Origin of the sequence: Clostridium sp. UBA7791 (assembly GCF_002480755.1) — a bacterium.
GTDB lineage: Bacteria > Bacillota > Clostridia > Clostridiales > Clostridiaceae > Clostridium_J > Clostridium_J sulfidigenes.
On record NZ_DLCT01000005.1, the window covers coordinates 367,454 to 392,226 of the forward strand.

The following is a 24,773-nucleotide window of genomic DNA, read 5'->3' on the forward strand; positions in this document are numbered from 1 at the left end:
TTACATGTGTGCTTTAGTTTGGAGAATTAACCCTTTAAATAGATTAAATGTATTAATAAATGATGAAAAAAATCTGCTAATTATTGATTTTGCTTTAGGTGATTTATTTAACATTGAAGTTATAATATTAACAAAGATTTGTTTAAGGAAAAACCGTAAACTGTAGTTTACAGTGTTATTTTCCCTAATTCACGAGAAAGTAGATATTTAGGGGATTGTAGAAGTTGGCATGGAAACTGCTATATAAATAAGAGTAATAAACATAGACTTTGTAACCCTATGTAGATATATAAGCAGGGGATAAAATAGTTTCTAACGTAACGAATTATTTAAAGAAAAAATTTTTAAGAAAAGGATGGAGTTAAAAATGAAAGAAGTTGTTATTGTAAGTGCTGCTAGAACAGCAGTAGGATCATTTGGAGGTTCATTATCAAAATTATCAGCAGCTGAAATTGGTGCTGTAGCTGCAAAAGAAGCAATAAAAAGAGCAGGAATAGATCCAGCTATTATAGATGAAGCTATTATAGGAAATGTTATAAGTGCAGGGCTTGGACAAAATGTTGGAAGACAAGTAGCTTTAAAGGCTGGTTTAAAAGAAGAATCTACAGCAATTAGTATTAATAAAGTTTGTGGTTCAGGAATAAAAGCTGTAACATTAGCAGCTCAAGCAATTAAATCAGGAGATGCAGATGTAATCCTTTGTGGTGGAACAGAATCAATGAGTAATGCACCATATGTATTACCAACATCTAGATGGGGACAAAGAATGGGTGATTCAACAATGGTTGACACTATGATTAAAGATGGTCTTTGGGATGCGTTCTATGATTATCATATGGGAGTTACTGCAGAAAACATAGCTGAAAAATGGGGTCTTACAAGAGAAATGCAAGACGAATTTGCTTTAAGTAGCCAATTAAAAGCTGAAAAGGCTGTAAAAGAAGGAAGATTTAAAGATGAAATAGTACCAGTTGAAATACCTCAAAGAAAAGGAGATCCAATTGTATTTGATACAGATGAGTTCCCTAAATTTGGTTCAACAATAGAGAAATTAGGAAAACTTAAGCCAGCTTTCAAAAAAGGTGGAACAGTTACTGCTGGTAACGCTTCAGGAATAAATGATGGAGCTGCTATGTTCATAGTTATGTCTAAAGAAAAAGCTGAACAACTAGGAGTTAACTATCTTGCAACTATAAAATCTTATGCATCAGCAGGTCTTGATCCACAAATAATGGGATATGGACCATTCGAAGCTACAAGCAAAGCTTTATCTAAAGCTGGATTAACAGTTGAAGATTTAGATTTAATAGAAGCTAATGAAGCTTTTGCAGCACAATCATTAGCAGTAGCTAAAGATTTAAAATTTGACATGAATAAAGTAAATGTTAATGGTGGAGCAATAGCTATTGGACACCCAGTTGGAGCATCAGGAGCTAGAATATTAACTACTCTTATCTATGAAATGATTAAGAGAGATAACAAAAAAGGTCTTGCTACACTATGTATAGGTGGCGGACAAGGAATCGCAATAGTAATAGAAAGATAAGTGAGAATCCAAATTTTATATTTGGGTATTCGAACTTACTCATTCGAACGCATGTGAGAAGGAGTGTCCTTACGAGCAAAGCGAGAAAAGAAAAATATTAATTAGCTATAACTTTTTAAGTATAAATAGAAAAATCAGTTCATTGTAAATTTACAATGAGCTGATTTTTTATTTTAGCTAGAATATTTCATGAAATACTACACAAGCTAATTTAAATAACATGAGAGGAGAATTTTATATGGAAAAAAGAAATCAGAGAAGAAAAGGAAATAAAAATACTTTTTTTACTATTATTGCTTTAATAGTTGTTTTTATTGTAGTGTATTTTCTATTTTATTACGGATATATGAAGCGTACCGTAAGTAGTTATGTAAATAAAATTTATCCTCAAGTTTTTGTAGAAGGAATTGAAGTGGGTGGTAGAACTAAGGAGGAATCTATAAAGCTTTTAAATGAAAAAAGCAAAGAACTTATCAATAATGATATTAAGGTAAAGGTAAAAGATAAAGAATATAAGATTGATTATGAAAGCTTAAATATAAAAAGCAACTTACAGGAAACTCTTATGGAAGCTTTGGATTATGGAAAGGATTTATCTGTAAGAGAAGGTTATAAGTTGATAAAAAATCCTAAAAAAGTAGATTTTGATATTGAGTATAGTTATAATACAAATTTTGTAGATTCATTGTTGGATGAAATTGAAAAAACTCTCAACAAGGAAGTTAAAAATGCAACTATCATCAAGGAAGATGGAAAACTAAAAGTAAGTGAAAGTTCTTCAAAAGAAGAAATAAATAGAAAAGATTTTATTTCTAAGGTTGAAGAAGTTGTAAAAAGTAATACTGAGAATAATAAAGGTGATGTTACTCTCAAATTGCCTATTAGTATTGAAAATCCAGAAATAAACACTGAAGATTTGAAAAGGATTAATATAATAATATCTAGTTTTAGTACAAACTTTGTAGGTGATGTTAGAGCTACTAATATTAAAGTAGCAACTGAAGCAGCAAGTGGTATAGTTTTAATGCCAGAGGAAGAATATAGTTTTAATAAACTAGTAGGTGAAAGCACTAAAGAAAAAGGATATGTAGAAGCACCTGTTATAAAAGATAATAAACTTCAACCTGAATTAGGTGGAGGTATTTGTCAGGTATCTACAACTCTTCATAATGCAATAATAAGAGCAGGAATTCTGCCTATGGAGAGAACGCATCATTCTATGCCAATAGGGTATGTTGATAAAGGAATGGATGCAACCATTTATTATAATGTTGTAGATTATAAGTTTAAAAATACTTTACCATATCCCATTTATATAGATGGTATAGTAGAAAATAATAAATTAACATTTAATATATATTCTTATAAAGAATTAGAAAATATAAAGTATGAAGTCATTAGTAAAGTCTATAAAGAAATACCTCAAAAGATAGAATATAAAAAGGACATAAACTTGGATGAGGGGGAAGAAATAGTTGAGAATCAAGGTAGTAAAGGTTATAAGATAAAGGTTTATAGAAAAACCTTAGAAAATAAGAAGGTAGTAAAAGAAGAGGTAATATATGATGAGATATATGAACCTGTAAATAAAATCATCAGAAGAAATGGATAGAGGTATAGGGAAGGAATTGCATATATACAATGCTTATGTTAAAATTTTACAATAGAAAATTATTATGTAATGAAATCGTAATAATAATATAAATGAAAATATGATTAACATATGATATAATTTATATGTTAAATCAATTTTTTAATTGTAAAATGAAAGGAATGTTACTATGGATATGAATCTAGAGAAGGGTGAGAATGGATCGAAGCTTTCACTAACCCCAGGGAATAAAAAATCTAATAAAAAAGCTAAGATCATAGCAATTTCTTCCGTAATAACTATAGTTCTTTTAGTATTTTTAGGTACAACAACATACATCCATACTACTGTATCAAAATATGAGAATTTAATTATGCCAGGTGTGCAGGTTGAAGGAATAGATGTAAGTGGTAAAGCCAAGGACCAAGTTGTACAAGAACTAAATAGTAAATATAACGACGAAATTGGGAACAGAAGTATTAAAATTAAAGCTGGAGATAAGGAGTATGATATTAACTACACTGACTTACATGTAGAGTTTAATATAGATGAAACTGTAAACGAAGCTTTTAACCATAATAGAGATCTTGGGTATTTAGATAAGTTTAAAGCAATAAAGAGTTCTGAAAAAAAAGACTTTCCAATAACATTTACCTATAATAACGAAATTATAAATACTGTTGCTAAAAAAATGGAAAGTGAAATTAATGTTGCTAAAAAAGATGCTACTATAGCAAAATCAGGTTCAGGATTTAACATTACTGAAGAAGTAGTTGGTAAGACTTTGGATGTACAAGCATTAGTTAAGGATATAAATGCTAAAGTATCAGAAAGTAAAGCAGGAAACATAGAAGTAACTGCAACTATAAAAAAAGAGGTACCTACTAAGACAAAAGAAAAATTATCAACGATTAACACTAGAATTGGAACCAAAACTACTAACTTTGGAAGTTCAGATTGGAGTAGAAGTACCAATATATCACTAGGAGCTCAAACTGTAAATGGTATAGTACTAATGCCAGGAGAAAGTTTTAGTTTTAATACTACAGTGGGTGACACTACAGCAGATAAAGGTTATCAACCAGGAGGCGTTTATGTAGGAAATAAGGTGGAGATTGGATATGGAGGAGGTATTTGCCAAGTATCCTCAACACTTCACAATGCAGTATTAGACTCAGGAATTCTTCCAGATCAAAGATTAAATCATAACATGGCAGTAGGATATGTTCCGTTAGGACTTGATGCAACTATTGCTTATGGAGGAATAGATTATGTATTCACAAATCCATACAAATATCCAATATATATTGAAGGATATACTAGTGGTGGAAATGTAACCTTTAATATATATTCTAACTCTGCAGCTAAGGGTGGAAAAACATATAGCTTTAACTCAGAAACCTATGAGACCATTCCTGTAACAGTAAAATATGAGGATGATCCAACTTTACCTATAGGAACAGAAAAGGTTACTCAGAATGGATCTCAGGGATATAAGGTTAAGGCATATAGAACTACTTATGAAAATGGTAATGTAGTTTCAACAGAGCTTATGAATACTGATACTTATATACCACTACCTAAAATAATAAAAAGAGGTACTAAAAAAGTAGAACAAGCTCCTGTTACCAAACCAGCAGAAAAACCGGCAGAAAAACCAGCAGACAAGCCGGCAGAAAAACCTGCTGAAAAGCCAACAGATAAACCTGCAGGTAACTAAAATTATGATAAAGAAATGAAAGAAAAAATAAAGATATTTATTCTTGAATAATCAATACCCTATAGATAGACAAGATATCCGTCTATACTGTAGGGTATTTTATCATAGTAAATATTTAATTGAATTTAAATAATTGGTTACAATATAATGTTAATAAAAATATATTGTGTATAACAGCATAAGAAAAAATTTCATGACCTATTATATTAATAGTAAATATTATATATGTAAATAATATTAATTATATAGGTATGATAAGAAGGGAGAAAAGTTAAATGAATTATTTTGAAGAATTTACAAAGCATCTTTTAGAAGATGAAAAGCCATCCATATATTTTAATAACTTAGTAGAAAATAATGGTTATCCAGATATATATCCCTATAACATGGTTTTAAAGTTAAAAGATGTGGAGCAAAATCCTAAACATCACCCAGAAGGCAATGTTTGGATTCACACTATGATGGTTATAGATGAAGCTGCTAAAAGAAGAGATAGAAGCAAAGAGCCAAAGGGATTTATGTGGGCAGCATTTTTACATGACATAGGTAAGTTAACTACTACAAAGTTAAGAAGAGGCTACCTCACTGCCTATGACCATGATAAAGTTGGAGCAAGAATGGCAGAAGAATTTTTAACCCATTTAAAGCTTCATGAAGATAAAGGATTTTATGATTATGTAGTAAATCTAGTTAGACTTCATATGCAGATTCTTTTCGTAGTAAAAAATAATGAGTTTGCAGACCTTAATAGAGTTGTTAAAAGTGGATACATTGAGGATATAGGACTTCTTGGAATATGTGATAGATTAGGGAGAGGGCCAAAGACGGAAGAGGAAGTAAGAAAAGAAGAGAGAAATATTGAAATTTTCTTAGAAAGGTGCCAGAATTATATTGATAAGAGAAAAAGAATGGCAGAGACATATAATTTGCCTGAGAAATAAGAAAGCTTAGGAAGGTAAGTATTTAATGAAGAAGAAGATATTGAACATACTTAGAAAAAGTAAGGATGAATATATTTCAGGGGAAAGACTTAGTGAGGAATTAGGAATTACTAGGGCTGGAATATGGAAGCATATAAAAAGCTTAAAGGAAGTAGGATACGTTATAGAATCAATTTCCAATAGAGGATATAAACTAATAAGTACTCCGGATATTATAGATGGTGAAGAGATTTTACCTCTTCTTACAACTAAGTATATAGGGAGAAACTTCATTTATTTTGATGAAGTAGACTCTACTAATGTTCAGTGCAGAAGAGAGTGTAGTAATAATCCTATAGAAGGAATGGTAGTTGCTGCAGAGGAACAAACTAGTGGGAAGGGGAGATTGGGTAGAAGTTGGATTTCACCTAAAGGAACAGGAATATGGATGTCCATAGTATTAAAACCAAATATATCTCCTATGGTAGCACCTAGAGCTACTTTAATTGGTGCAGCAGCAGTTTATACTGCTCTAAAGGAGATGGGCATTTCTGTAGGAATAAAGTGGCCTAACGATATAGTCATTAATGGCAAAAAAATATGTGGCATATTAACTGAGATGAATGCAGAAATAGAAAGAGTAAATTATGTCATCATGGGAATTGGTATAAATGTTAATATGGAATCATTTCCAGATGAGTTAAAGGAAAAAGCCACATCCCTTAAAAATGAATTAGGAAATGAAGTTGATAGAAAAAAACTTGTAGCTAATATATTGAATAATTTTGAAGTGTTTTACGAAGACTTTAAAAATACAGGAGATATAAGTAGAGTTATAGAAATTTGTAGAGAAGGCTCATTACTTATAAATAAAGAGGTAAGAGTAATTAATGGAAATAATGAAGTCATATGTACGGTAATAGATATTGATGATGAAGGAGAATTAATAGTAAAACATAAAGATGGTACTATTAATAGAGTAATATCTGGAGAAGTATCTGTAAGAGGAATCTATGGATATGTTTAAACTAATAAATTAAAAGGATTGAAGTCTATTTTATAGGCTCAATCCTTTTACTCTATGGAATAATGAATTTTTTAGCTATTTAAAAAAGTTTACTGAAGCTGATATGGGACAATTTTTATTAAGCTCTAAAATTATATAAGAAAACCAAGGTTCTTTTCTTTTGCTAGTAGAAGATCCAGGATTTAAATACATTGTTTTTCCTTTAGTAAAGATACAAGGTTTATGGCTATGACCATATATTATTATATCAAGCTTATCCTTCTTAAAAGTATCAACCACATTATCTATAGTTTGCTTTTTAGTACCATCCCCGTGACAAATACCAATTTTATAACCTTCTAAAGTTAATATGTGTTTTTCAGGAACTAAACTTCTTAAATTAGATTTGTCATTATTTCCATAAACACCTATAAATTTTGATTTTTCCTTAATCATAGATATTACTTCAGGGGAGGTATAATCTCCTGCATGAATTATTAAATCTACATCTTTTAACTTATCATCTAGTATATGTTTTAGTCTTGAATAATGTTTATTCATGTGAGTATCAGAAATAATTCCGATTTTCAATTTAAGCTTCACCTCCACTTAAAAAATATATATACATTATTAGTATAAGCATAAAATTTTATTTGTGTAGTTTATATTTAAACAGTTAATTGAAACTTTTCTTAAAAAAGTAACACAAGTTAAAAATACTGATAAAATTAAAATGTTACTTAAAAAGTTAATGTAATCAATAATTATTATTCATTAAATAGTAGAAAAAACTCTTATATTCGGGTATACTATAATTAAGATAAATTTATTATAAACATTGCATTATTGTAATAAAGTATGGCTTAATTATATTTAATTTATGTATATAGTTAAGCAGGAACAACATAATAATATTTACTTAATTTCAAAATGTCATAGGAGTGATAAAATGAAAGATAGTATAATGAATATTATTAAAGACAAGACTTTAACTTATGAAATGAAAGTTTTAAATTTAGCTAGGGAGTCAGAAAATAGTTTAGATGTATTAAATAAATCTGACAAAACAAAAATGTACGAAAATGCAGGTGTTATATGTGACCTTAATGAAGGTAACGCACCCTATAGACCTAGATACATTGTACCTGACTATGAAAAGTTTATGAAAAATGGAAGTAAGTTTTTAAGCCTAACTCCTGCAGAGGATATATGGGATGCAGTAAATAATTTACTTATTCTATATAAACATGTACCATCAGTTACATCTTTCCCAGTATATGTAGGTAATATTGATACCCTTTTAGATCCATATATAGAAGATGAGGAAGAAGCATATAAAGCAATTAAATTTTTCTTAAAGCATATAGACAGAACAATAACTGATTCATTCTGTCATGCTAATATTGGACCTAAGGATACTAAAGCAGGAAGAATAATTTTAGAAGTAGAGAGAGAACTTCAAAATGCTACTCCTAATATAACCTTAAAATACTCAAAGGAAACTAGTGAAGAATTTGCAGTTGAAGCAATAAAAACAGCTCTTACCTGTGCTAAGCCAAGCTTTGCTAACCATGAAATGTTTAGCTCAGAATTAGGAGAAAAGTATGGAATAGTAAGTTGCTATAATGGACTTAATCTTGGCGGTGGAAGTTATACATTAGTTAGAATGTTACTTTCAAAACTAGCTAAGATGTCGTATAATGAAGAACACTTTTTAAACACTGTATTACCAGATGCTGTAGAATCAATGCTTGATTATATGGATAATAGAGTTAAATTCATAGTAGAAGAAAGTAATTTCTTTGAGTCAAGTTTCCTTGTAAGAGAAGGTTTATTATCAAGAGATAGATTTACTGCTATGTTTGGATTAGTTGGTCTTGCAGAATGTGTAAATACGCTTCTAGGAGCAACAGATGAAAAGGATAGATTTGGATATGGTGAAAGAGCTAACAAGCTAGGTGAAACTATTATAAATAAAATGTATACTATGGTTAATGCCCATGAAAATAAATATTGTGAAGTTACAGATAATCATTATCTACTTCATTCTCAAGTTGGAATTGATTCTGATACTGAAACAAGTCCAGGATGTAGAATTCCAATAGGAGAAGAGCCATCATTACCAGAACACTTGATTCAAAGTGCAGTATTCCACAAATACTTCCCATCTGGAATTGGTGATATATTTAAATTTGATGAAATGGCTAAGAAGAATCCAAAGTCAATTTTAGATATAATCAAAGGTGCCTTTGCACTAAATATGAGATATTTCTCCCTATACTGTGATGATTGTGACGTTATAAGAATTACAGGATATCTTGTTAAGCGTTCTGATATTGAAGCTTTAGATAGGGGAGAGCAAGTACTTCAAGATACAGTAGCCCTTGGATATGGAGCAGTTAAAAACTCCAAGATACTTGAAAGAAAATTAAGAAGTTCTGATAAATAGAATTCTTATCATTAGAGTTGGTAGTCATAGGATAAAAAGGATTTTTATAATAAAGGCCGCTTCGATACAATTGTAGCAAAAGCTTATAGTATTGGAGCGGTTCTATATTATCAGGAAAAGAAAATATATGAGAACTGGGGGAAGAAGTATGAATGATAAGCAAGAAACTATAGGCTATGTTAATAAAATAATACCTTTTAGTAATGTAGATGGAGAAGGCAATAGAATGGCCATATTTCTTCAAGGATGTAATTATAACTGTCTTTATTGTCATAATCCAGAAACTATAAATAGATGTATCAATTGTGGCGAATGTGTGCCTGCCTGTGAATATGGAGCCCTATCAATGGTAGATGGTAAGGTAGAGTATGATATTGATAAATGCGTTAATTGTGATGCTTGTGTTGATACTTGTAGGAAAAACAGTAGCCCTAAGATAACAAAAATAACTGCCTCAGAACTAATGAAAAAAATTGAAAAGGTAAAGCTATTTATTTCAGGAATAACGGTTTCAGGAGGCGAATGTACTCTTCAAAGAGATTTTCTAAAGGAGCTATTTACAAAAGTAAAGAGTCTTGGTTTAACAACTTTTATAGACACTAATGGTTCCACTCCTATATATAAGGATAAAGAACTTTTAGAAGTAACAGATAAAACTATGATAGATTTAAAAGCTTTTTCTCCAGAAGAAAATAGGATGCTTACAGGCCTCACTAATGAAACGGTAATAAAAAACATAAGAGAGCTAGGAAAACTTGATAAAATATATGAAATTAGAACAGTAGTAGTACCAGAAGTTCTTAATAATAATTATACTGTAGACATGGGAAGTAAGCTGTTAGCTGAAATTAATCCTAATATTCAATATAAGCTAATTAAATATAGACCTATGGGAGTAAGAAAGGAATTACTTGAGACTACAGTACCTACTAATGATTATATGAAGGAATTAGAATCATTAGCTAGAGCTAATGGATGCATAAACACCATAATAGTTTAAAGAATGGAAATTTAAAAAGTAATCTATATAAAAGGGGAAAGCTACAATTCAACAATTTTGAATTGTAGCTTTTAAAGTATTTAATAATTTACTTTAGGGACATATTTATATTTAAGAAAGTATTTCAGCAATGTTAACAGCGTGGTCACCCACTCTTTCAAGGTTACTAATAAGATCTAAGAATATAGTACCTACAATTGCATCACATGAACCATTATTTAATCTTTTGATATGTGATATCTTTAAATCTTTTTCTAAAGTATCTATTTTTTCTTCTAAGGTCCTTACATCCAAAGCCTTTTTATCACTATAGTCAGAGAAACATTCTATGCTATGCTCCAAAGCTTCTATGCAAATATTCACCATTACTTTAAGTTCTTCAATGGCATCTTTAGAAAACTTAACATTCTTAGAAAGTTTATCTTTAGCCAGGTCAGCAATGTTTTCAGCATGATCTCCGATACGTTCTATATCATTAACTACATGGAAATATGAAGCTATAGTAGTTCTTTGCTCATCTCCAATATCAGAATTGGATAGTTTAACTAGATATCTAGTTATATCTGTTTCTAATAGATTTATTAAAGCTTCATTCTTATATACTTTGTTAATTGAATCTTCATTATTATCAGTAAAGCCCATTAAGGCTGTTTCTATATTTTCCTTAGCTAAAGTACCCATTCTAATAATCTCATTAGTAACTTGACCAAAGGCTATAGTTGGAGTTTCTAAGAGTCTGTCATCTATATACTTAACTCCATCAACTTCTTTTTCATCTTCTCCTGGAAGTATGAAATTAACTAAAGTTACTAAGTATTTTGTAAATGGTAATATTAATATAGTGTTAACTACATTAAACATTGTATGGGCATTAGCAATTTGTTTTGCCACAACTCCTCCAGTTACACCAGGGGTAAGAGTTGTTACTGTAGTTAATAGTAATTTAGAAACTGGAGGAATTAGGAATATTATACTACCTATTACATTAAAGAATAAGTGAATTAATGCCGCCTTTTTAGCAGTCTTGCTAGTTCCTAAACAGGATATTAGAGCAGTAACACAAGTACCAATATTAGTTCCATATAACATTGGTATAGCTACATCAATTGGAAGACTTCCAACAGAAGCTAAAGCAACTAAAATTCCAGTAACTGCAGAGGAACTTTGAATTATAGCAGTCATTCCTATTCCTAATAAAAGGCTTAAGAATACATGTCCTTTTAGACTTAAAATAAGTTTTGTGAATACTGGTGACTCTCTAAGAGGAGACATAGCGTCAGACATTAAAATAAGACCTAAAAATAAAATACCAAATCCTAGAATTATATGACCTAATTCTTTAGGATTTTTCTTTTTGGTAAATAGTACCAAAAAGGCCCCTATTGCAATAAATACAGGAATTATAGCATCAAAATCAAAGGTAATTAATTGAGCTGTTATAGTTGTTCCAATATTAGCACCCATGATTACATAGGCCGCTTGAGATAAATTCATAATACCTGCATTAACAAATCCAACTACCATAACAGTTACAGCACTACTGCTTTGAATTATAGCAGTAACTATAGCACCTGTTGCTACACCCTTAAGTGGATTAGAGGTAATTTTATCAAAGATCCCCTTTAACTTTTCGCCAGCAAGGTTTTCAAGACCATCTCCCATGATTTTCATACCAAATAGGAATACTCCAAGACCTCCTAAAAGGTTAATAATTAAAAACAATGATTCCATAGTGTTAAACCTCCAATAAATAATATGTATTCAAATAATATTCATTCTAAAGACACAATTAAAGATACAATAATTTTAACTTAATAGTAACACAAAAACCTTTTATTTAACAAAGAGTAGAAAGTTTTAACAATAGATAAAGAAAAATTAACATGAATTTAACAAAGGACAAAGGTCTAAAAGACTTCATTAACTTATTTTGTGTATTTTAGTGAAAAATAATGTATATAATATAGAAGGAATGTTTAAAGAAGCATAGAATTATATAATATAAGAAAGGAAGTGGGCTTATGGAATTTAAAGAAATAATAAAAAGAGTTAAGAAGACTGAATATTTAGGATATTTTGATGTCATCGAACATAGAGAGTGCATTAAAAATCTAGTTATTTTTGAAAGTGAAGCTGATAACCTTGAAAAAGATATTCCTGAACCATGGTTTGTTAGGAAAAAGGAGTTTGATCGTGCAAAGGATGATTCACCAACCTTAATTAAAATAAATATATATAATAGAGTGGCAGACGCCATAAATGACATGGTTATGTATGATAATATAAATGAAAGTGATATAGAGCTGCTAAAGGAGTATCCAGACATTACAAAGCGAATTATGGAAAGAAAGTATGAAGATTTAGATAAAAGTATTAGTAAAATTAAAGAAGATAAAAAGGGTAAGTTAATTCCAATAATGAATAAAGCAAAAGCTTGCCTCGAAGAAATTGGAAGAAGACTTAATTAATCATATAAAAATTCTAAAGGATATTTTAGAAGAAAGAAAGCTGAGAATTAATTCTTGGCTTTTTTTATGTTCGCAATTATAATTTATAAAAAAATTTAGGGATAAAATTCCAGTATGCTCAATATACTGGAATTTTATTTCTATAATATGTGAATATAAGTTATAAATGTACAAGCTATAATAAGTATAAAAAATGAGCAAAGGAGGATTAATGTAAAAATGAACAATATTCTTATTGAGTGTGAATAACATATTTTATCGTGGAAGGTTCTAATATAAAACCTTGGATACAAAATTGGAATTGGAATAAAGTGATATGTATGATTAGTTTCCAGGAATTTTAGACAGGGGACCTAGTGTGGAAGATTGTAGAGCTATAAATAGATTATTTTAATAAAGTGAATGGAGAAAACTAAAATAAAAAAAATAATAAAATATTTTAGTATAACAATAGTATTAGTAATTACGGTGTTTTGTTTTAATGCTTATAGTAAGATTAAGGATTCAGAATGGAATTTAGGTGCAAATAGTCTAGTAGTTTCAAATAATACAACAGGGGTAATTAATGACGATATTAAATATGACATTATAGACTCACATATAAGTTTAACTAAGAAATACAATAGTATAAATGAATTAAAAAAAGATTCAACTATAATCGTAGAAGGGATTGTTAAAAATACAACTTCACCCATGATAGAAGATATACCTTATACAGTTTCAAAGGTAGAAATAGTAGAAATTTTTAAAAATGATGGCACATTAGAAAAAGGGAAAAATATATGCGTTATAGAAACAGGAGGAATTTTCTCACCAGAAGTCTTATTAAATGAACATAAGAAGAAGTTTTCAAATGAAGCCATTTCATTAAAAGATATGAAACCAACCAAGATCATAACAGATGGGATTGCACCTATGGATATAAAAGAGCATATAATAATATTTGCTTTACAAACACCACCATTAGATGGTAAGCTATGTTATGCACCAGTAGGTGAATATCAGGGAAAATACAAGCTAGAAGACTCTAAATGGAAGCAACAAATACCAAAAGAATTTGAAGGTGAATATAAAGATAAGATAAAATCTAAAGATGAGATTGTTGATATGTTAAGATAAATTAGAGGTGTATGTATAAGTTTGGTTTAAATGTACATTTAGCACACAAACCATGCCACTGAAGGATGTAAAAATCAATAGTAATATAATATTTTAATAAATTTCATTGGAAAAACTATTCTAACAAAGTTTCCAACGAAAAATATAGAAAATATCAATATTACATGAGAATAAATAATAAAATAAATCTTCTGAAAATCTCTGAAACACTTGAAATTCAACACTTTACATTATATAATAAGATTGAACAAAATAAGAGTGACAGTTCGTAAGCCTCCTGTCTTTAAATAAAACTACGGCATTGAAATCTTTTAATTAGCTCATCATAAAAAGGTAGAGCTTTATTTATGTACAAGGATTACAAGGCTGTCATTTGGATGACGGCCTTTATTTTTTCTATAAGATATATAAATATATATTATAGGAGTATATATTTTAATCACCAATAAATATGGGGTGGTATTTTTTAGATAAAGAAAATGCTGAGTTAAAGATAGGTGCAGAGCTAGTGAGGTGACATAGCTAGACTCATTATTTTATTAGTAGGTTTGTATGGAGTTAAATAGGGCAATATATGAATCTAGTAAGGCTAAGAGCTTACACTATTAAAAAATGAGGAGGGTATTATATTTATGAATACTAGCAACAATACTAAAAAATTATTAAAGATGGCTCTAATTATAGCTACTTATGTAGCGGTTACTGCTGTTATTGCACCCTTTGCCTTTGGAAATATTCAATTTAGATTATCAGAGGTAATGGTACTTTTGGCATTTATAGACCCACTATATATTCCAGCCTTAACTATAGGATGTGCCATTTCAAATTTTCTACTAAGTCCTATGGCAATAGTAGATATGATATTTGGAAGCTTAGCTAGTTTAATAGCTGTAGTTTTAATTTGGCAAACTAAGAAGGCTTTAACTAAAAAAGAAGGCTATAATAAAACACTTGTACTATTTATAGCATCTTTATGGGCAACTATATCAAATGCTTTAATTATAGGAGCTGAGCTTTACTACATGATAAATTTACCATTTTGGCTTTCTGTATTACAAGTTGCCATAGGAGAATTTGTAGTAGTTTCAATTATAGGAGTTTTAGTATTTAAATTTATTATTAAAAATGAGAATTTAAGTGATATATTAAAGATTAACTAGGATAACCTATAATCGGATAATTATTAAAATTTTGAGAACCATATATTATTATAATGATGAAAAAACCTAAGTATGTCTATGCTTAGGTTTCTTTATGTGAAGTAAAGTTTTTTTGAAACGTAAGGATTTTGTAACCAAATATTAAATTTGTTGTATTAGAATGATTAAGGAAGATAAATATTAGACAGAAGAGGAAGATAACATGAAGAAAAGAAGTTTTCAAATTATTACAATTATAGGAATAATATTAGTAGTAATGATAGCAGCAATAGGTATGCATACCTTTATAGAGAATAAAAAGGTCCAGATGAATGAAAAACAAAGAGTACTATTAGGGAGAAAGCACTTGAAAGATTTAGAACAGGCTGATTTAAGTGTAATCCAGGATAAGATAGAGAAACATCATACCCCTGAAGTTGTGGTAGAGGATAAAGATGTTGATTTTTATAAGTTCTATGAGAATACAGTGTTTATGGGAGATTCTATCACAGAAGGTCTTATGGAGATGGAATTAGTAAATCAATATAATGTAATAAGTAATAAGGGAGATACTGTAGTTAAAGGTAAAGAAAACATAGATAAAGTTGTATCTTTACAGCCCAAGAATGTAGTACTTTTATATGGAATGAATGATGTAATAGAATTTGATGGAGGTGGACCTGGGGGTCCAGATAAGTTTAAGGCTCATTACATAGAATTTATAAATGATATTAAGACAAAATTACCTAATACTAATATATATATACAAGCACCTCTACCAGTTATGGATAGGGCTATAGAAACTAATGGAAGGCTTACTAATACTAATTTAGATGAGTTTAGAAAATTAGCTTATGAAGTAAGTGAAGAAACAGCAGTTAATTATTTAAATATTGATGTATTGGTAAGGGATAAAGGTGAGCTCTATGAGCAAGATGGAATACACTTAAAATATGATTTTTATTTAAAATGGTTATCTTATTTACACCAAGGAATTACATCAAATAATTAGGAGATAAATATGAAAAAGTATAAAAATTATTATTATATATTGATAGCAACAGTATTAATTACATTTATAGCCCTGTACCAAGTTCTTAAAGTTAAAGATGCAGATATGGATAGCTTAAGAAAGAATCTTTCACAGGTTATAGATGATGAACAGATGGATATAGGTGATAGTTCAAAGCTAAGAAAGTTATATTACATAAGTAAAAATGAAGTAGAAGATTTTATTTTATACGCACCTAAGAGTAATATGGATGCTAATGAGGTTCTTGTATTAAAAGGGAAAAGTGAAGAAGTTATACAGCAGTTAAAGGTCAAAGTTGAGGGAAGAATAAAAAAACAGTCCGATAGTTTTAATAGCTATAGGCCTGAGGAATATGACATAATAAGTAATCGTGTATTAGATATAAAAGGAAAGTACTTAATATTGATCATTTCAAAAGATTCGGCAACCATAGAAGCAACAATAAATAAAGAATTTAAGTAGTAAGTATATTTTAATTGGAGTGATTAATTTGGTTTTTAGTAGTTTGATATTTTTATTTATGTTTTTACCAATTACCTTAATAATTTATTATATATGTCCTAGGAAATTTAAAAATTTAGTAATTCTTATTATGAGTTTGATTTTTTACGCTTGGGGAGAACCTATATATATCTTCTTAATGATAGGATCCATATTAATTGATTATATAGGTGGCCTTATGATAGAGGCAAATAAGGAAGATAGTGAAAAAAGAACAGCAATATTTATTACTGTAATTGTACTAAATTTAAGTTTTTTATTCTTCTTTAAGTATTATGGGTTTTTAATTGATAATATCAATGGAATTTTTGGTATTAATCTTCAAATAAGGAATTTACCCTTACCACTGGGAATATCTTTTTACACATTCCAGCTCATATCCTATGTAGCAGATGTATATATGGGAAAGGTGGTTGCACAAAGAAACATTATAAATTTTGGGGCATACATTACTATGTTTCCGCAACTAGTAGCTGGACCAATTGTCCAATATAATGATATAGAAGATCAACTTAATAACAGAAGTGAGTCTATAGATAAATTTGGAGAAGGGGTAGAAAGATTTATTGGAGGTATGGGAAAAAAGGTTCTTATTGCTAACAATATAGGCATGATTTGGACTTCTATTAAGGGGCTTCCTATTGAAGAATTATCTATATTAACAGCTTGGATAGGTATAATTGCCTTTACACTACAAATATATTTTGATTTTAGTGGTTACTCTGATATGGCAATAGGTCTTGGAAAGATGTTTGGATTTGAATTTTTAGAGAACTTTAATCATCCCTATATGTCTAAGAGTATCAGTGAGTTTTGGAGAAGATGGCACATATCCTTAGGTTCATGGTTTAGGGATTATATATATATTCCTTTAGGAGGAAATAGAAGAGGGAAGGCTGTGCAATTTAGAAATTTACTTATAGTATGGTTTGCCACAGGACTATGGCATGGAGCTAGTTGGAATTTTGTAATTTGGGGCCTGTATTTTGGAGTATTCATATTCCTTGAAAAATTATTTTTAGGAAAAATTCTTAATAAAGTCCCTGATGCTATTACTCATATATATACTGTAGTTTTAGTAATTATAAGCTGGGTATTCTTTGATACATCAAAGGTTAAAGATGCACTAAATTACATAAAGCTTATGTTTGGAATGGGAAAAAATATTTTTATGGATAACATGGCTAAATATACTTTGAAAACAAATCTAATACTTATAGTAATAGCAATTATTTGCTCTACGCCGTTGATTAAAAATTTAATTGCATATATAAAAAAGAAGTATAAGTTAAAGGGCGTATATATAGTTATAGCTATGAATATGTTAGTTTTAATTTTATCTATAGTTTATTTAGTTAGTGAAAGTTATAATCCTTTCCTATATTTTAGATTTTAAAGAAAGCAGAGTGAGAGAAATGTATAAAAGTAACAAGGTAAATAGAAGGCTAATGGTAGTAGTATTTCTCTTATTTATAGCTATAATGTCTGTAAGTAATATATTAAGAAGAGAAAAAGCATTTTCAGAAGAAGAAAATAGAAATCTAGCTAGTAGACCAGAGTTTTCTTTAGGAGCACTTCTTAGTGGTGACTATATTAAACATTATGAGAGTTATATATCAGACCAATTTCCAGGCAGAGGTTTATTTATAAATGCTAAGGCTAAGGTAGATAAACTAATGGGTAAAAGTGAAAGTAATGATGTATTTATAGGAAAGAATAATCAACTTATAGAAGACTTTGAAGAGAGAGCGAAAGAAGAAACTGACCATAAGGTTTTAGCTGTTAATGAATTTGTAAAGAAACATGAAAATATAAATACAAGCTTTATGCTGATACCAACAGCTACAGAGATTCTAAAGGATAGGCTACCTAAATACGCACCAGTGGATAATCAGTTGGAATATATGAAGTACATAGAAGGAAAGTTAAGTTCTAATGTAAAATATATTAATCCCTATAATGCACTTATAAATAATAACGATAAGTATCTATACTATAGGACAGACCATCACTGGACTAGCAAAGGGGCTTATCTTGCCTATGTGGAATTTTGTAAGAGTTTGGGGCTAGAGCCTAAAAAAGAGGGAGATTTTCAGGTTGAGTTAGTTGCTAATGATTTTTATGGAAGCTTAACTTCAAAAATAGGAGATAAGAGAGGAAAGCCAGATTGTATAAATGTATACATACCTAAAGAAAATGGAGAAATGGTGGTTAATTATATAACTGAGCAAAAGAGAACTAGTACCCTGTATAGCAGTGAGAATTTAGATAAAAAGGATAAGTATGAAGTTTTTACAGGAGGAAATCATCCACATATTAATATTAAATCTTTAGGAGATCCAAAGAAGAAGCTATTAGTAGTTAAAGATTCCTATGCCAATAGTTTTCTACCTTTTTTAACTTCCCACTATGGAGAGATAGACGTGGTAGATCTTAGGTATTACATGGATAATATGGAAGAGTTAATTAAGTCGAAGGATATAACAGATATATTATTCTTATATAATGTAAATACCTTTAATTCTGACGATTCTATATTAAATCTTAATTAGTAATAACTTAATTAACAATAAATAGGAGCTTAGATATATTAATATCTAGGCTCCTTTATTTAATTAAGATTTTGTATATATTCTAAGTATATTATTGAAGTTTTTTGCTTCCTTTAATTATTCTAGTGATAAAAAAGGCAAGTGTACCAAATACAGCAATTAAAACTATAGGTGTAAATAAAACACTTAAAGAACTTTGAGTTGCTGAACATATTGTCATATAAGAAAAATCAGAAACTAAGATTAATTTTAAAACTATCAGCATAGTTTTTAGATTAGTATATACAAAATTTTGATTTTTTTCTGTGATTTCTACAGGTACATTCCATATATTAGGAAACAGTGTTATGGTTGTAAGTCCTGTATATAAAATTATTGAAATTATAGGCATTATAAGTAGCATACCCTTCCCACTCCAGTTGGTAACAACTCCTTTAGCATTATAATGAGATGGGATAGTATCAGGAAGGGTGCTCCAAATGAATATTAGATAGATTATTGAGCCTAGTAAGATTAATAGAGCTAGAGTTTCAAGGAATTTTTGAAATTTAGTAAAAGGGACTTTCTCTTTCATAGAATATCCTCCAAACATATAAATAATTAATAGATATTAAGCTATAATATAATAATATAACAAATGTTATATTATAACAAATACAAAATTTTTCACCAATAGTTGACATTCTAAAATCATGCACATATAATAATAGATAACAAGTGTTTTGAATAAATAATATAAATTTGAAAATACTAGTTAATAGATGAAAATAAAGACTGTGATGAGAAGAGTAGATATGAGAAGTAGTTAAAGCGAGTTGACGATGGTGGAAGGTCAATATGAAGCTCTTATTGAAGAACATCTCGGAGTTTCTAACCGAAATCTTAGGAAAGTAGACTTAGACGGAAGCTCACCGTTAAAAGAGAAGAGTATCAAGAGAGATCTTTGTACTTGTTGAGTTGATCAATATGATAATTTGGGTGGTACCGCGGAATGTATCCTTTCGTCCCTGTTTTTTTAGGGAAGGAAAGGTTTTTTTATTGTCTTAAAATAGAATCATATTACCTCAACAGGCAATAATCAAATTATAAAAGGAGGATTTTATTATGGAAACAGTCTTAGTAAAAAGTCTTTACAGAGAAAGTGAAAAATACGCAGACCAAGATGTTTGTATTTCAGGATGGATTAGAACTTTAAGAAGTTCTAAAGCTTTTGGTTTTATAGAAGTTAATGATGGTAGCTTCTTTAAAAACCTTCAAGTTGTATTCGAGGATAGCCTTGAAAACTTTAAAGAAATAGAAAAGTTAAGTATTAGCTCATCTATAATAGTTGAAGGAAAGCTTGTATTAACTCCAGGAAGTAAGCAACCTTTTGAAATTAAAGCTACAAAAATAGTAATAGAAGGTGAATCAAGTAATGAGTATCCACTTCAAAAGAAGAGACACACCTTTGAATATTTAAGAACTATAGCTCACTTAAGACCTAGAAGCAATGCTTTTTCAGCAGTATTTAGAGTACGTTCTTTAGTTGCATATGCAATTCATAGATTCTTCAATGAAAGAGGATTTGTTTATACTCACACTCCAATAATTACAGGAAGTGACTGTGAAGGTGCAGGGGAAATGTTCAGAGTTACAACTATGGATCTTGAGAACATCCCAATGACTGAGGATAAGAAAATAGATTATAAGAATGACTTCTTTGGTAAGGAAACAAACCTTACAGTTAGTGGTCAGCTTGCAGCAGAAGCTTATGCTCTTGCATTTAGAAATGTTTATACTTTCGGACCAACTTTCAGAGCTGAAAATTCTAACACTGCAAGACATGCGGCAGAGTTCTGGATGGTAGAGCCAGAGATAGCTTTTGCAGACCTTAAGGATGACATGACATTGGCAGAAGATATGATAAAGTATATTATAAACTATGTCCTTGAAAATGCTCCAGAAGAAATGGAATTCTTCAACAGCTTTGTAGATAAGGGATTACTTGAAAGATTAAACCACGTTGCAACTTCTGACTTTGGTCATGTAACTTATACAGAAGCTGTAGAATTATTAAAGAAATCAGATAAAGAGTTCCAGTACCCAGTAGAATGGGGTTGTGACCTTCAAACAGAGCATGAGAGATATCTTACTGAGGAAGTATACAAAAGACCAGTATTCGTTACTGACTATCCAAAGGAAATCAAAGCTTTCTACATGAGAATGAACGATGACAACAAAACTGTAGCAGCTATGGACTTATTAGTTCCTGGTATAGGAGAAATCATCGGAGGAAGCCAAAGAGAAGAAAGATATAATCTTCTTGTAGACAGAATCAACGAATTAGGATTAAACCCAGAGGACTACTGGTGGTACCTAGAATTAAGAAAATTTGGTGGCACAAAACACGCTGGATTTGGTCTAGGCTTCGAAAGAATGATAATGTACGTAACTGGAATGAGCAACATCAGAGACGTAATACCATTCCCAAGAACTACAGGAACTGCAGAATTCTAGGAGAAAATTTAATAGAATAAATATGAGGGTAAAACGAAAGTTCTACCCTCTTTTGTGTTTAAGCATAGATCAACTTATTTAATAGCACAGTCTAATTTATAAAAAAATTTTAAATTATAATCTTAACTATGTAAAACTATAACTATATTAATATTTTTATAGGAAACTAGCTTTATATTTAACAATAAAACTATTTAACTAGTTGTAGACACCATAGGGGGTTCAAGGATTTTGCACATATTAAAAGATACTGAAAGCATGTTAAGTTAGAGTTAATTAAAGATTCAAAGGCTTCACCTAAGTTTTATGGAGAATAGATAAAAGTATTTAAATGATTATGTTTATGATAAAATGATAATGCTTAATTTAGGACATGATATTATAAAATCTTTTAAAATGGTAAGATAAATCATATAACATTATAGGTTTTATGAAAAAGGTGGATATGTTGTTACAATTTATGGTGCTGATAATACTTCTTTAGAAGAACTTAAGAAAGTAGCAGAAAATATTAAATGTGAAGAGATTCCTGGAGAATTTATTGTGATTCCTGCATTTTCAGATGAACTAAAAGATGTAGTAGATAATGATAAAGAAGAGATAGAATATGTAGAACCTGGAATTTCAACTGATCATGTATTTAATATTGATGAAGAAATAAGTGATGAAGCGTTCCCAGATGAAAACCCAACTTTTACTGTAAATAATATTGAAGTATTAGATAAGTTACCTGAATTAGATAAAAATAAGTTCTCTGACTATAATGAGTATCTTACATTTATAAATGAAGATGGAACACTAAAGGATTATGAAAGAGTTAACGAGGAAAAATGGGAAAATAATAAAATGAATACTATTACTGAAACAGTAGGAATGAAGTATGTTTATGTAACTCTAACCATGAAGAATCCTTTTGATAAAGAACTAAAAGATATAAATATTTATCCGAGAAGTGGGTTTATGAAGAAAGCATCAAATGGTAATCTCCAATTTCTAAGTTATTATTGGGGTAATGGTAATAACCTTCAAATGGATAATGCACCAATATACTTTGATCAATCAGATTATGAAGGAAAAAGCTTTCTCTTCAGTGATTTTTCACCGAATGAAACAAAAGAAACTCATTTAGTTTACGCAGTAGATGAAGATAAAATTGACAATGCTTATATTAGGTTTGAGCAAAGTGGAACTACGTCTTTTGTTGGAAATTATATTAAAGTAACTAAATAAAAATTTAAAGATATATCTCAAAATATTTTTTGAGATATACCTTTTTTACATTAATAATATAATAGAGTCATTGATAGAATAAATAGATTTATCAACAGTTTCTGAGGCTTTTTATTGTTAAAAATAACTTAAATAAGAGTTATAAAGTTAACAATTATCTCATATTAAAAAAACTTATAACTAATTAATGTAAATAGAAATATAAAAATACATAAAAATACATAAAAATACAAAATGAATGAATAAATAAACAAATTAAACGGTAAACTTTATTGAAATTTCACAAAATTCATGATATATTCAATATATTAAGTGGATATTTATTCATAATTATATTTAAATTAAATATAATTATATATTTTACTATTTATTACATATAAAGGGGTATAAAATAACTATAGATAAATTATTTAATTCACGCTTATAAGTATTTTTTTATAAGAAAAGACTTAAAGATAAATATTTAATTAACAAGGGGGACTAATTTATGAATAAGGGGAAAGAAATTAAAAAACCATCGCTGCTAATAGCAGTGATACCATTTGTGTGCTTAATTTGCTTTATGCTATTAGGTGTACTAGTATTTGATTCAGCACCACAGATACCATTAGTTATATGTTGTGCTATTACCGCCATTATAGGGAAATTTTTAGGTCATAGTTGGGAAGATATGGAGGAGTCAATGATAAAGACAAACTCCATGGCTATGCAAGCTAACTTTATTATTATGATAGTTGGTTGTTTAGTAGGAGCTTGGATTGCGGGTGGAGTAGTTCCGGGAATGATATTTTATGGACTTAAATTATTTACACCAACTATGTTTTTATTCTTGCTTCCAATAATATGTGCTATCGTTTCTGTTTCAACAGGAAGTGCATGGACTACAGCAGGAACTATGGGAACAGCAGCAATGGGTATAGGTGCTGGTCTTGGAATACCTTCTGCAATTGTTGCAGGGGCAGTTGTTACAGGGGCTTCTTTTGGAGATAAGCTGTCACCACTTTCAGATAGTACAAATTTATCAGCAGGTGTAGCGGGAGTAAATGTGTTTGATCATATAAGACATATGTTGTATACAACAGTACCAAGCTTTATAATTGCTGTAATTCTATTTGCGATAATAGGCTTAGGATTTAGAAATACAGCAGTTGCTGATACTAGTCAAATAAATGCTATTTTAGAAACATTACAAGGAAGCTTCAATATTAGTCCAATAATATTTATAGCACCACTTTCAGTAGTTTTAATGATTATATTTAAAGTTCCAGCAATACCAGGAATGTTAGGTGGAACTATTATAGGAGTTTTATTTGCACTAGGACAAGGACAGACTATTTCAAGTATTGTACAGTCATTATTCTATGGATTTGAGATAAGCTCAGGAAATGCAATGGTTGACTCACTCCTTAATAGAGGTGGTATGCTTGGAATGATGGAAACTATTTCTTTAGTTATGTGTGCATTATGTTTTGGTGGACTTGTAAAGCAAATAGGTTGTTTAGATACTATAATAGCTAAAATTCTTACTTTCTGTCACAGCAGAGGAAGTATTGTTCTATCAAATATTATAAGTTGTATCGCTATGAACTTTATGGCTGCTGATCAATATATGGCAATAGTTATACCAGGTCAAATGTATAAACCAGTATATGAAAAGTTGAATTTACATCCTAAAAATCTTTCAAGAGTACTTGAAGATGCAGGAACTTTAACTTCAGGGCTGGTGCCTTGGTCAACTTGTGGGGCAGTATACTTTACTACTTTAGGAGTAAGTGCTTTTGCTTATGCACCATTCCACTTCTTGGGACTAATTAATCCTATTATATCTGCAATATATGGATATACGGGATTTGCAATGAAGCCATTAGATGAAAGTAAACCAATATCTAAAGGATTAACAGCTGAGGATTTTATAAAAGAAGAAAATGATAAAGAAATTGTAGCTTAAGAATACAAATAAAAAATGGAATTCCTTATTATAAGGGATCCCATTTTGTTTTTAT

The 24,773-nt window shown here is 29.6% G+C and carries 20 protein-coding genes and 1 other annotated feature; of the genes, 17 read left to right on the forward strand and 3 right to left on the reverse strand.

Annotation, left to right across the window (positions count from 1 at the left end; translation table 11 throughout):
- Positions 1 to 367 precede the first annotated feature (367 nt).
- The 5 genes from B3Z56_RS07220 (at position 368) to B3Z56_RS07240 (ending at position 6,804) form a co-directional block, all read left to right on the forward strand.
- Positions 368 to 1,546: an acetyl-CoA C-acetyltransferase gene (locus B3Z56_RS07220; protein ID WP_346847420.1), complete on the forward strand. Its 1,179-nt coding sequence runs from the start codon at positions 368 to 370 to the stop codon at positions 1,544 to 1,546.
- Positions 1,547 to 1,784: 238 nt separating this feature from the next.
- Entirely contained in the window at positions 1,785 to 3,158 is a 1,374-nt protein-coding gene (locus B3Z56_RS07225) for a VanW family protein (protein ID WP_346877300.1), read from the forward strand.
- Between the two features lie 169 nt (positions 3,159 to 3,327).
- Positions 3,328 to 4,857, forward strand: a complete 1,530-nt coding sequence (locus B3Z56_RS07230) for a VanW family protein (RefSeq protein ID WP_346877301.1) — start codon at positions 3,328 to 3,330, stop codon at positions 4,855 to 4,857.
- Positions 4,858 to 5,132: 275 nt separating this feature from the next.
- Positions 5,133 to 5,798 carry an HDIG domain-containing metalloprotein gene (locus B3Z56_RS07235; protein WP_346874166.1) on the forward strand — a complete coding sequence of 222 codons (666 nt, stop codon included), beginning with the start codon at positions 5,133 to 5,135 and terminating at the stop codon, positions 5,796 to 5,798.
- A 25-nt stretch (positions 5,799 to 5,823) separates the two neighbouring features.
- The gene (locus B3Z56_RS07240; protein WP_346877303.1) at positions 5,824 to 6,804 is read left to right on the forward strand and encodes a biotin--[acetyl-CoA-carboxylase] ligase; all 981 of its coding nucleotides are present in this window, start codon (positions 5,824 to 5,826) and stop codon (positions 6,802 to 6,804) included.
- 75 nt (positions 6,805 to 6,879) lie between these two features.
- Here the strand turns inward: B3Z56_RS07240 and B3Z56_RS07245 are convergent, their stop codons facing one another.
- A complete protein-coding gene (locus B3Z56_RS07245) occupies positions 6,880 to 7,374 on the reverse strand; it encodes a metallophosphoesterase family protein (protein WP_346848513.1) in 495 nt (164 codons plus the stop codon).
- Between the two features lie 358 nt (positions 7,375 to 7,732).
- On the opposite strand from B3Z56_RS07245, the gene B3Z56_RS07250 reads away from it, so the two are divergent.
- Together B3Z56_RS07250 and B3Z56_RS07255 are read left to right on the forward strand one after the other, a co-directional pair.
- On the forward strand, positions 7,733 to 9,232 hold the full coding sequence (locus B3Z56_RS07250; RefSeq protein ID WP_346848514.1) for a YjjI family glycine radical enzyme: 1,500 nt from the start codon (positions 7,733 to 7,735) through the stop codon (positions 9,230 to 9,232).
- 148 nt (positions 9,233 to 9,380) lie between these two features.
- On the forward strand, positions 9,381 to 10,232 hold the full coding sequence (locus B3Z56_RS07255) for a YjjW family glycine radical enzyme activase (RefSeq protein ID WP_346877739.1): 852 nt from the start codon (positions 9,381 to 9,383) through the stop codon (positions 10,230 to 10,232).
- 111 nt (positions 10,233 to 10,343) lie between these two features.
- Here B3Z56_RS07255 and B3Z56_RS07260 read toward each other — a convergent pair whose 3' ends face one another.
- Positions 10,344 to 11,963, reverse strand: coding sequence for a Na/Pi cotransporter family protein (locus B3Z56_RS07260; protein WP_346848516.1), 1,620 nt, complete (start codon positions 11,961 to 11,963; stop codon positions 10,344 to 10,346).
- A gap of 290 nt (positions 11,964 to 12,253) precedes the next feature.
- Between B3Z56_RS07260 and B3Z56_RS07265 the strand changes: the two genes are divergently transcribed.
- The 7 genes from B3Z56_RS07265 to B3Z56_RS07295 all read left to right on the forward strand — a co-directional run bounded on the left by B3Z56_RS07265 (position 12,254) and on the right by B3Z56_RS07295 (position 19,044).
- Entirely contained in the window at positions 12,254 to 12,700 is a 447-nt protein-coding gene (locus B3Z56_RS07265; RefSeq protein WP_346848517.1) for a hypothetical protein, read from the forward strand.
- A 402-nt stretch (positions 12,701 to 13,102) separates the two neighbouring features.
- Entirely contained in the window at positions 13,103 to 13,819 is a 717-nt protein-coding gene (locus B3Z56_RS07270; RefSeq protein WP_346878526.1) for a hypothetical protein, read from the forward strand.
- A gap of 632 nt (positions 13,820 to 14,451) precedes the next feature.
- Complete coding sequence (locus tag B3Z56_RS07275) at positions 14,452 to 14,979, forward strand: QueT transporter family protein (protein ID WP_346877741.1); 528 nt, start codon at positions 14,452 to 14,454, stop codon at positions 14,977 to 14,979.
- A gap of 202 nt (positions 14,980 to 15,181) precedes the next feature.
- The gene (locus tag B3Z56_RS07280) at positions 15,182 to 15,970 is read left to right on the forward strand and encodes a GDSL-type esterase/lipase family protein (protein ID WP_346877742.1); all 789 of its coding nucleotides are present in this window, start codon (positions 15,182 to 15,184) and stop codon (positions 15,968 to 15,970) included.
- A gap of 9 nt (positions 15,971 to 15,979) precedes the next feature.
- On the forward strand, positions 15,980 to 16,453 hold the full coding sequence (locus B3Z56_RS07285; RefSeq protein WP_346877743.1) for a DUF4358 domain-containing protein: 474 nt from the start codon (positions 15,980 to 15,982) through the stop codon (positions 16,451 to 16,453).
- Between the two features lie 28 nt (positions 16,454 to 16,481).
- Positions 16,482 to 17,888 (forward strand): MBOAT family O-acyltransferase, encoded by a 1,407-nt coding sequence (locus B3Z56_RS07290; RefSeq protein ID WP_346877744.1) that lies wholly within the window; start codon positions 16,482 to 16,484, stop codon positions 17,886 to 17,888.
- Between the two features lie 19 nt (positions 17,889 to 17,907).
- Complete coding sequence (locus tag B3Z56_RS07295) at positions 17,908 to 19,044, forward strand: DHHW family protein (protein WP_346878527.1); 1,137 nt, start codon at positions 17,908 to 17,910, stop codon at positions 19,042 to 19,044.
- Positions 19,045 to 19,135: 91 nt separating this feature from the next.
- Here the strand turns inward: B3Z56_RS07295 and B3Z56_RS07300 are convergent, their stop codons facing one another.
- Positions 19,136 to 19,618, reverse strand: a complete 483-nt coding sequence (locus B3Z56_RS07300; RefSeq protein ID WP_346848524.1) for a DUF1648 domain-containing protein — start codon at positions 19,616 to 19,618, stop codon at positions 19,136 to 19,138.
- A gap of 193 nt (positions 19,619 to 19,811) precedes the next feature.
- Positions 19,812 to 20,056: a binding site (T-box leader), on the forward strand.
- Positions 20,057 to 20,148: 92 nt separating this feature from the next.
- On the opposite strand from B3Z56_RS07300, the gene asnS reads away from it, so the two are divergent.
- The 3 genes from asnS to nhaC all read left to right on the forward strand — a co-directional run bounded on the left by asnS (position 20,149) and on the right by nhaC (position 24,718).
- Positions 20,149 to 21,540: an asparagine--tRNA ligase gene (asnS, locus tag B3Z56_RS07305; protein ID WP_346878528.1), complete on the forward strand. Its 1,392-nt coding sequence runs from the start codon at positions 20,149 to 20,151 to the stop codon at positions 21,538 to 21,540.
- A gap of 543 nt (positions 21,541 to 22,083) precedes the next feature.
- Positions 22,084 to 22,770, forward strand: a complete 687-nt coding sequence (locus B3Z56_RS07310; protein ID WP_346878529.1) for a hypothetical protein — start codon at positions 22,084 to 22,086, stop codon at positions 22,768 to 22,770.
- A 487-nt stretch (positions 22,771 to 23,257) separates the two neighbouring features.
- Positions 23,258 to 24,718, forward strand: a complete 1,461-nt coding sequence (nhaC, locus tag B3Z56_RS07315; protein ID WP_346848528.1) for a Na+/H+ antiporter NhaC — start codon at positions 23,258 to 23,260, stop codon at positions 24,716 to 24,718.
- Positions 24,719 to 24,773: the final 55 nt, after the last annotated feature.

What these genes read in the sequence shown, in the direction of transcription:
- B3Z56_RS07265 (WP_346848517.1), top strand. Translation starts at nt 12,254, where the DNA reads ATGGAATTTAAAGAAATAATAAAAAGAGTTAAGAAGACTGAATATTTA.
- B3Z56_RS07240 (WP_346877303.1), top strand. Translation starts at nt 5,824, where the DNA reads ATGAAGAAGAAGATATTGAACATACTTAGAAAAAGTAAGGATGAATAT.
- B3Z56_RS07260 (WP_346848516.1), bottom strand. Translation starts at nt 11,963, where the DNA reads ATGGAATCATTGTTTTTAATTATTAACCTTTTAGGAGGTCTTGGAGTA.
- B3Z56_RS07225 (WP_346877300.1), top strand. Translation starts at nt 1,785, where the DNA reads ATGGAAAAAAGAAATCAGAGAAGAAAAGGAAATAAAAATACTTTTTTT.
- B3Z56_RS07285 (WP_346877743.1), top strand. Translation starts at nt 15,980, where the DNA reads ATGAAAAAGTATAAAAATTATTATTATATATTGATAGCAACAGTATTA.
- B3Z56_RS07280 (WP_346877742.1), top strand. Translation starts at nt 15,182, where the DNA reads ATGAAGAAAAGAAGTTTTCAAATTATTACAATTATAGGAATAATATTA.
- B3Z56_RS07270 (WP_346878526.1), top strand. Translation starts at nt 13,103, where the DNA reads ATGGAGAAAACTAAAATAAAAAAAATAATAAAATATTTTAGTATAACA.
- B3Z56_RS07250 (WP_346848514.1), top strand. Translation starts at nt 7,733, where the DNA reads ATGAAAGATAGTATAATGAATATTATTAAAGACAAGACTTTAACTTAT.
- asnS (WP_346878528.1), top strand. Translation starts at nt 20,149, where the DNA reads ATGGAAACAGTCTTAGTAAAAAGTCTTTACAGAGAAAGTGAAAAATAC.
- B3Z56_RS07255 (WP_346877739.1), top strand. Translation starts at nt 9,381, where the DNA reads ATGAATGATAAGCAAGAAACTATAGGCTATGTTAATAAAATAATACCT.
- B3Z56_RS07220 (WP_346847420.1), top strand. Translation starts at nt 368, where the DNA reads ATGAAAGAAGTTGTTATTGTAAGTGCTGCTAGAACAGCAGTAGGATCA.
- B3Z56_RS07230 (WP_346877301.1), top strand. Translation starts at nt 3,328, where the DNA reads ATGGATATGAATCTAGAGAAGGGTGAGAATGGATCGAAGCTTTCACTA.
- B3Z56_RS07300 (WP_346848524.1), bottom strand. Translation starts at nt 19,618, where the DNA reads ATGAAAGAGAAAGTCCCTTTTACTAAATTTCAAAAATTCCTTGAAACT.
- B3Z56_RS07295 (WP_346878527.1), top strand. Translation starts at nt 17,908, where the DNA reads ATGTATAAAAGTAACAAGGTAAATAGAAGGCTAATGGTAGTAGTATTT.
- nhaC (WP_346848528.1), top strand. Translation starts at nt 23,258, where the DNA reads ATGAATAAGGGGAAAGAAATTAAAAAACCATCGCTGCTAATAGCAGTG.
- B3Z56_RS07235 (WP_346874166.1), top strand. Translation starts at nt 5,133, where the DNA reads ATGAATTATTTTGAAGAATTTACAAAGCATCTTTTAGAAGATGAAAAG.
- B3Z56_RS07275 (WP_346877741.1), top strand. Translation starts at nt 14,452, where the DNA reads ATGAATACTAGCAACAATACTAAAAAATTATTAAAGATGGCTCTAATT.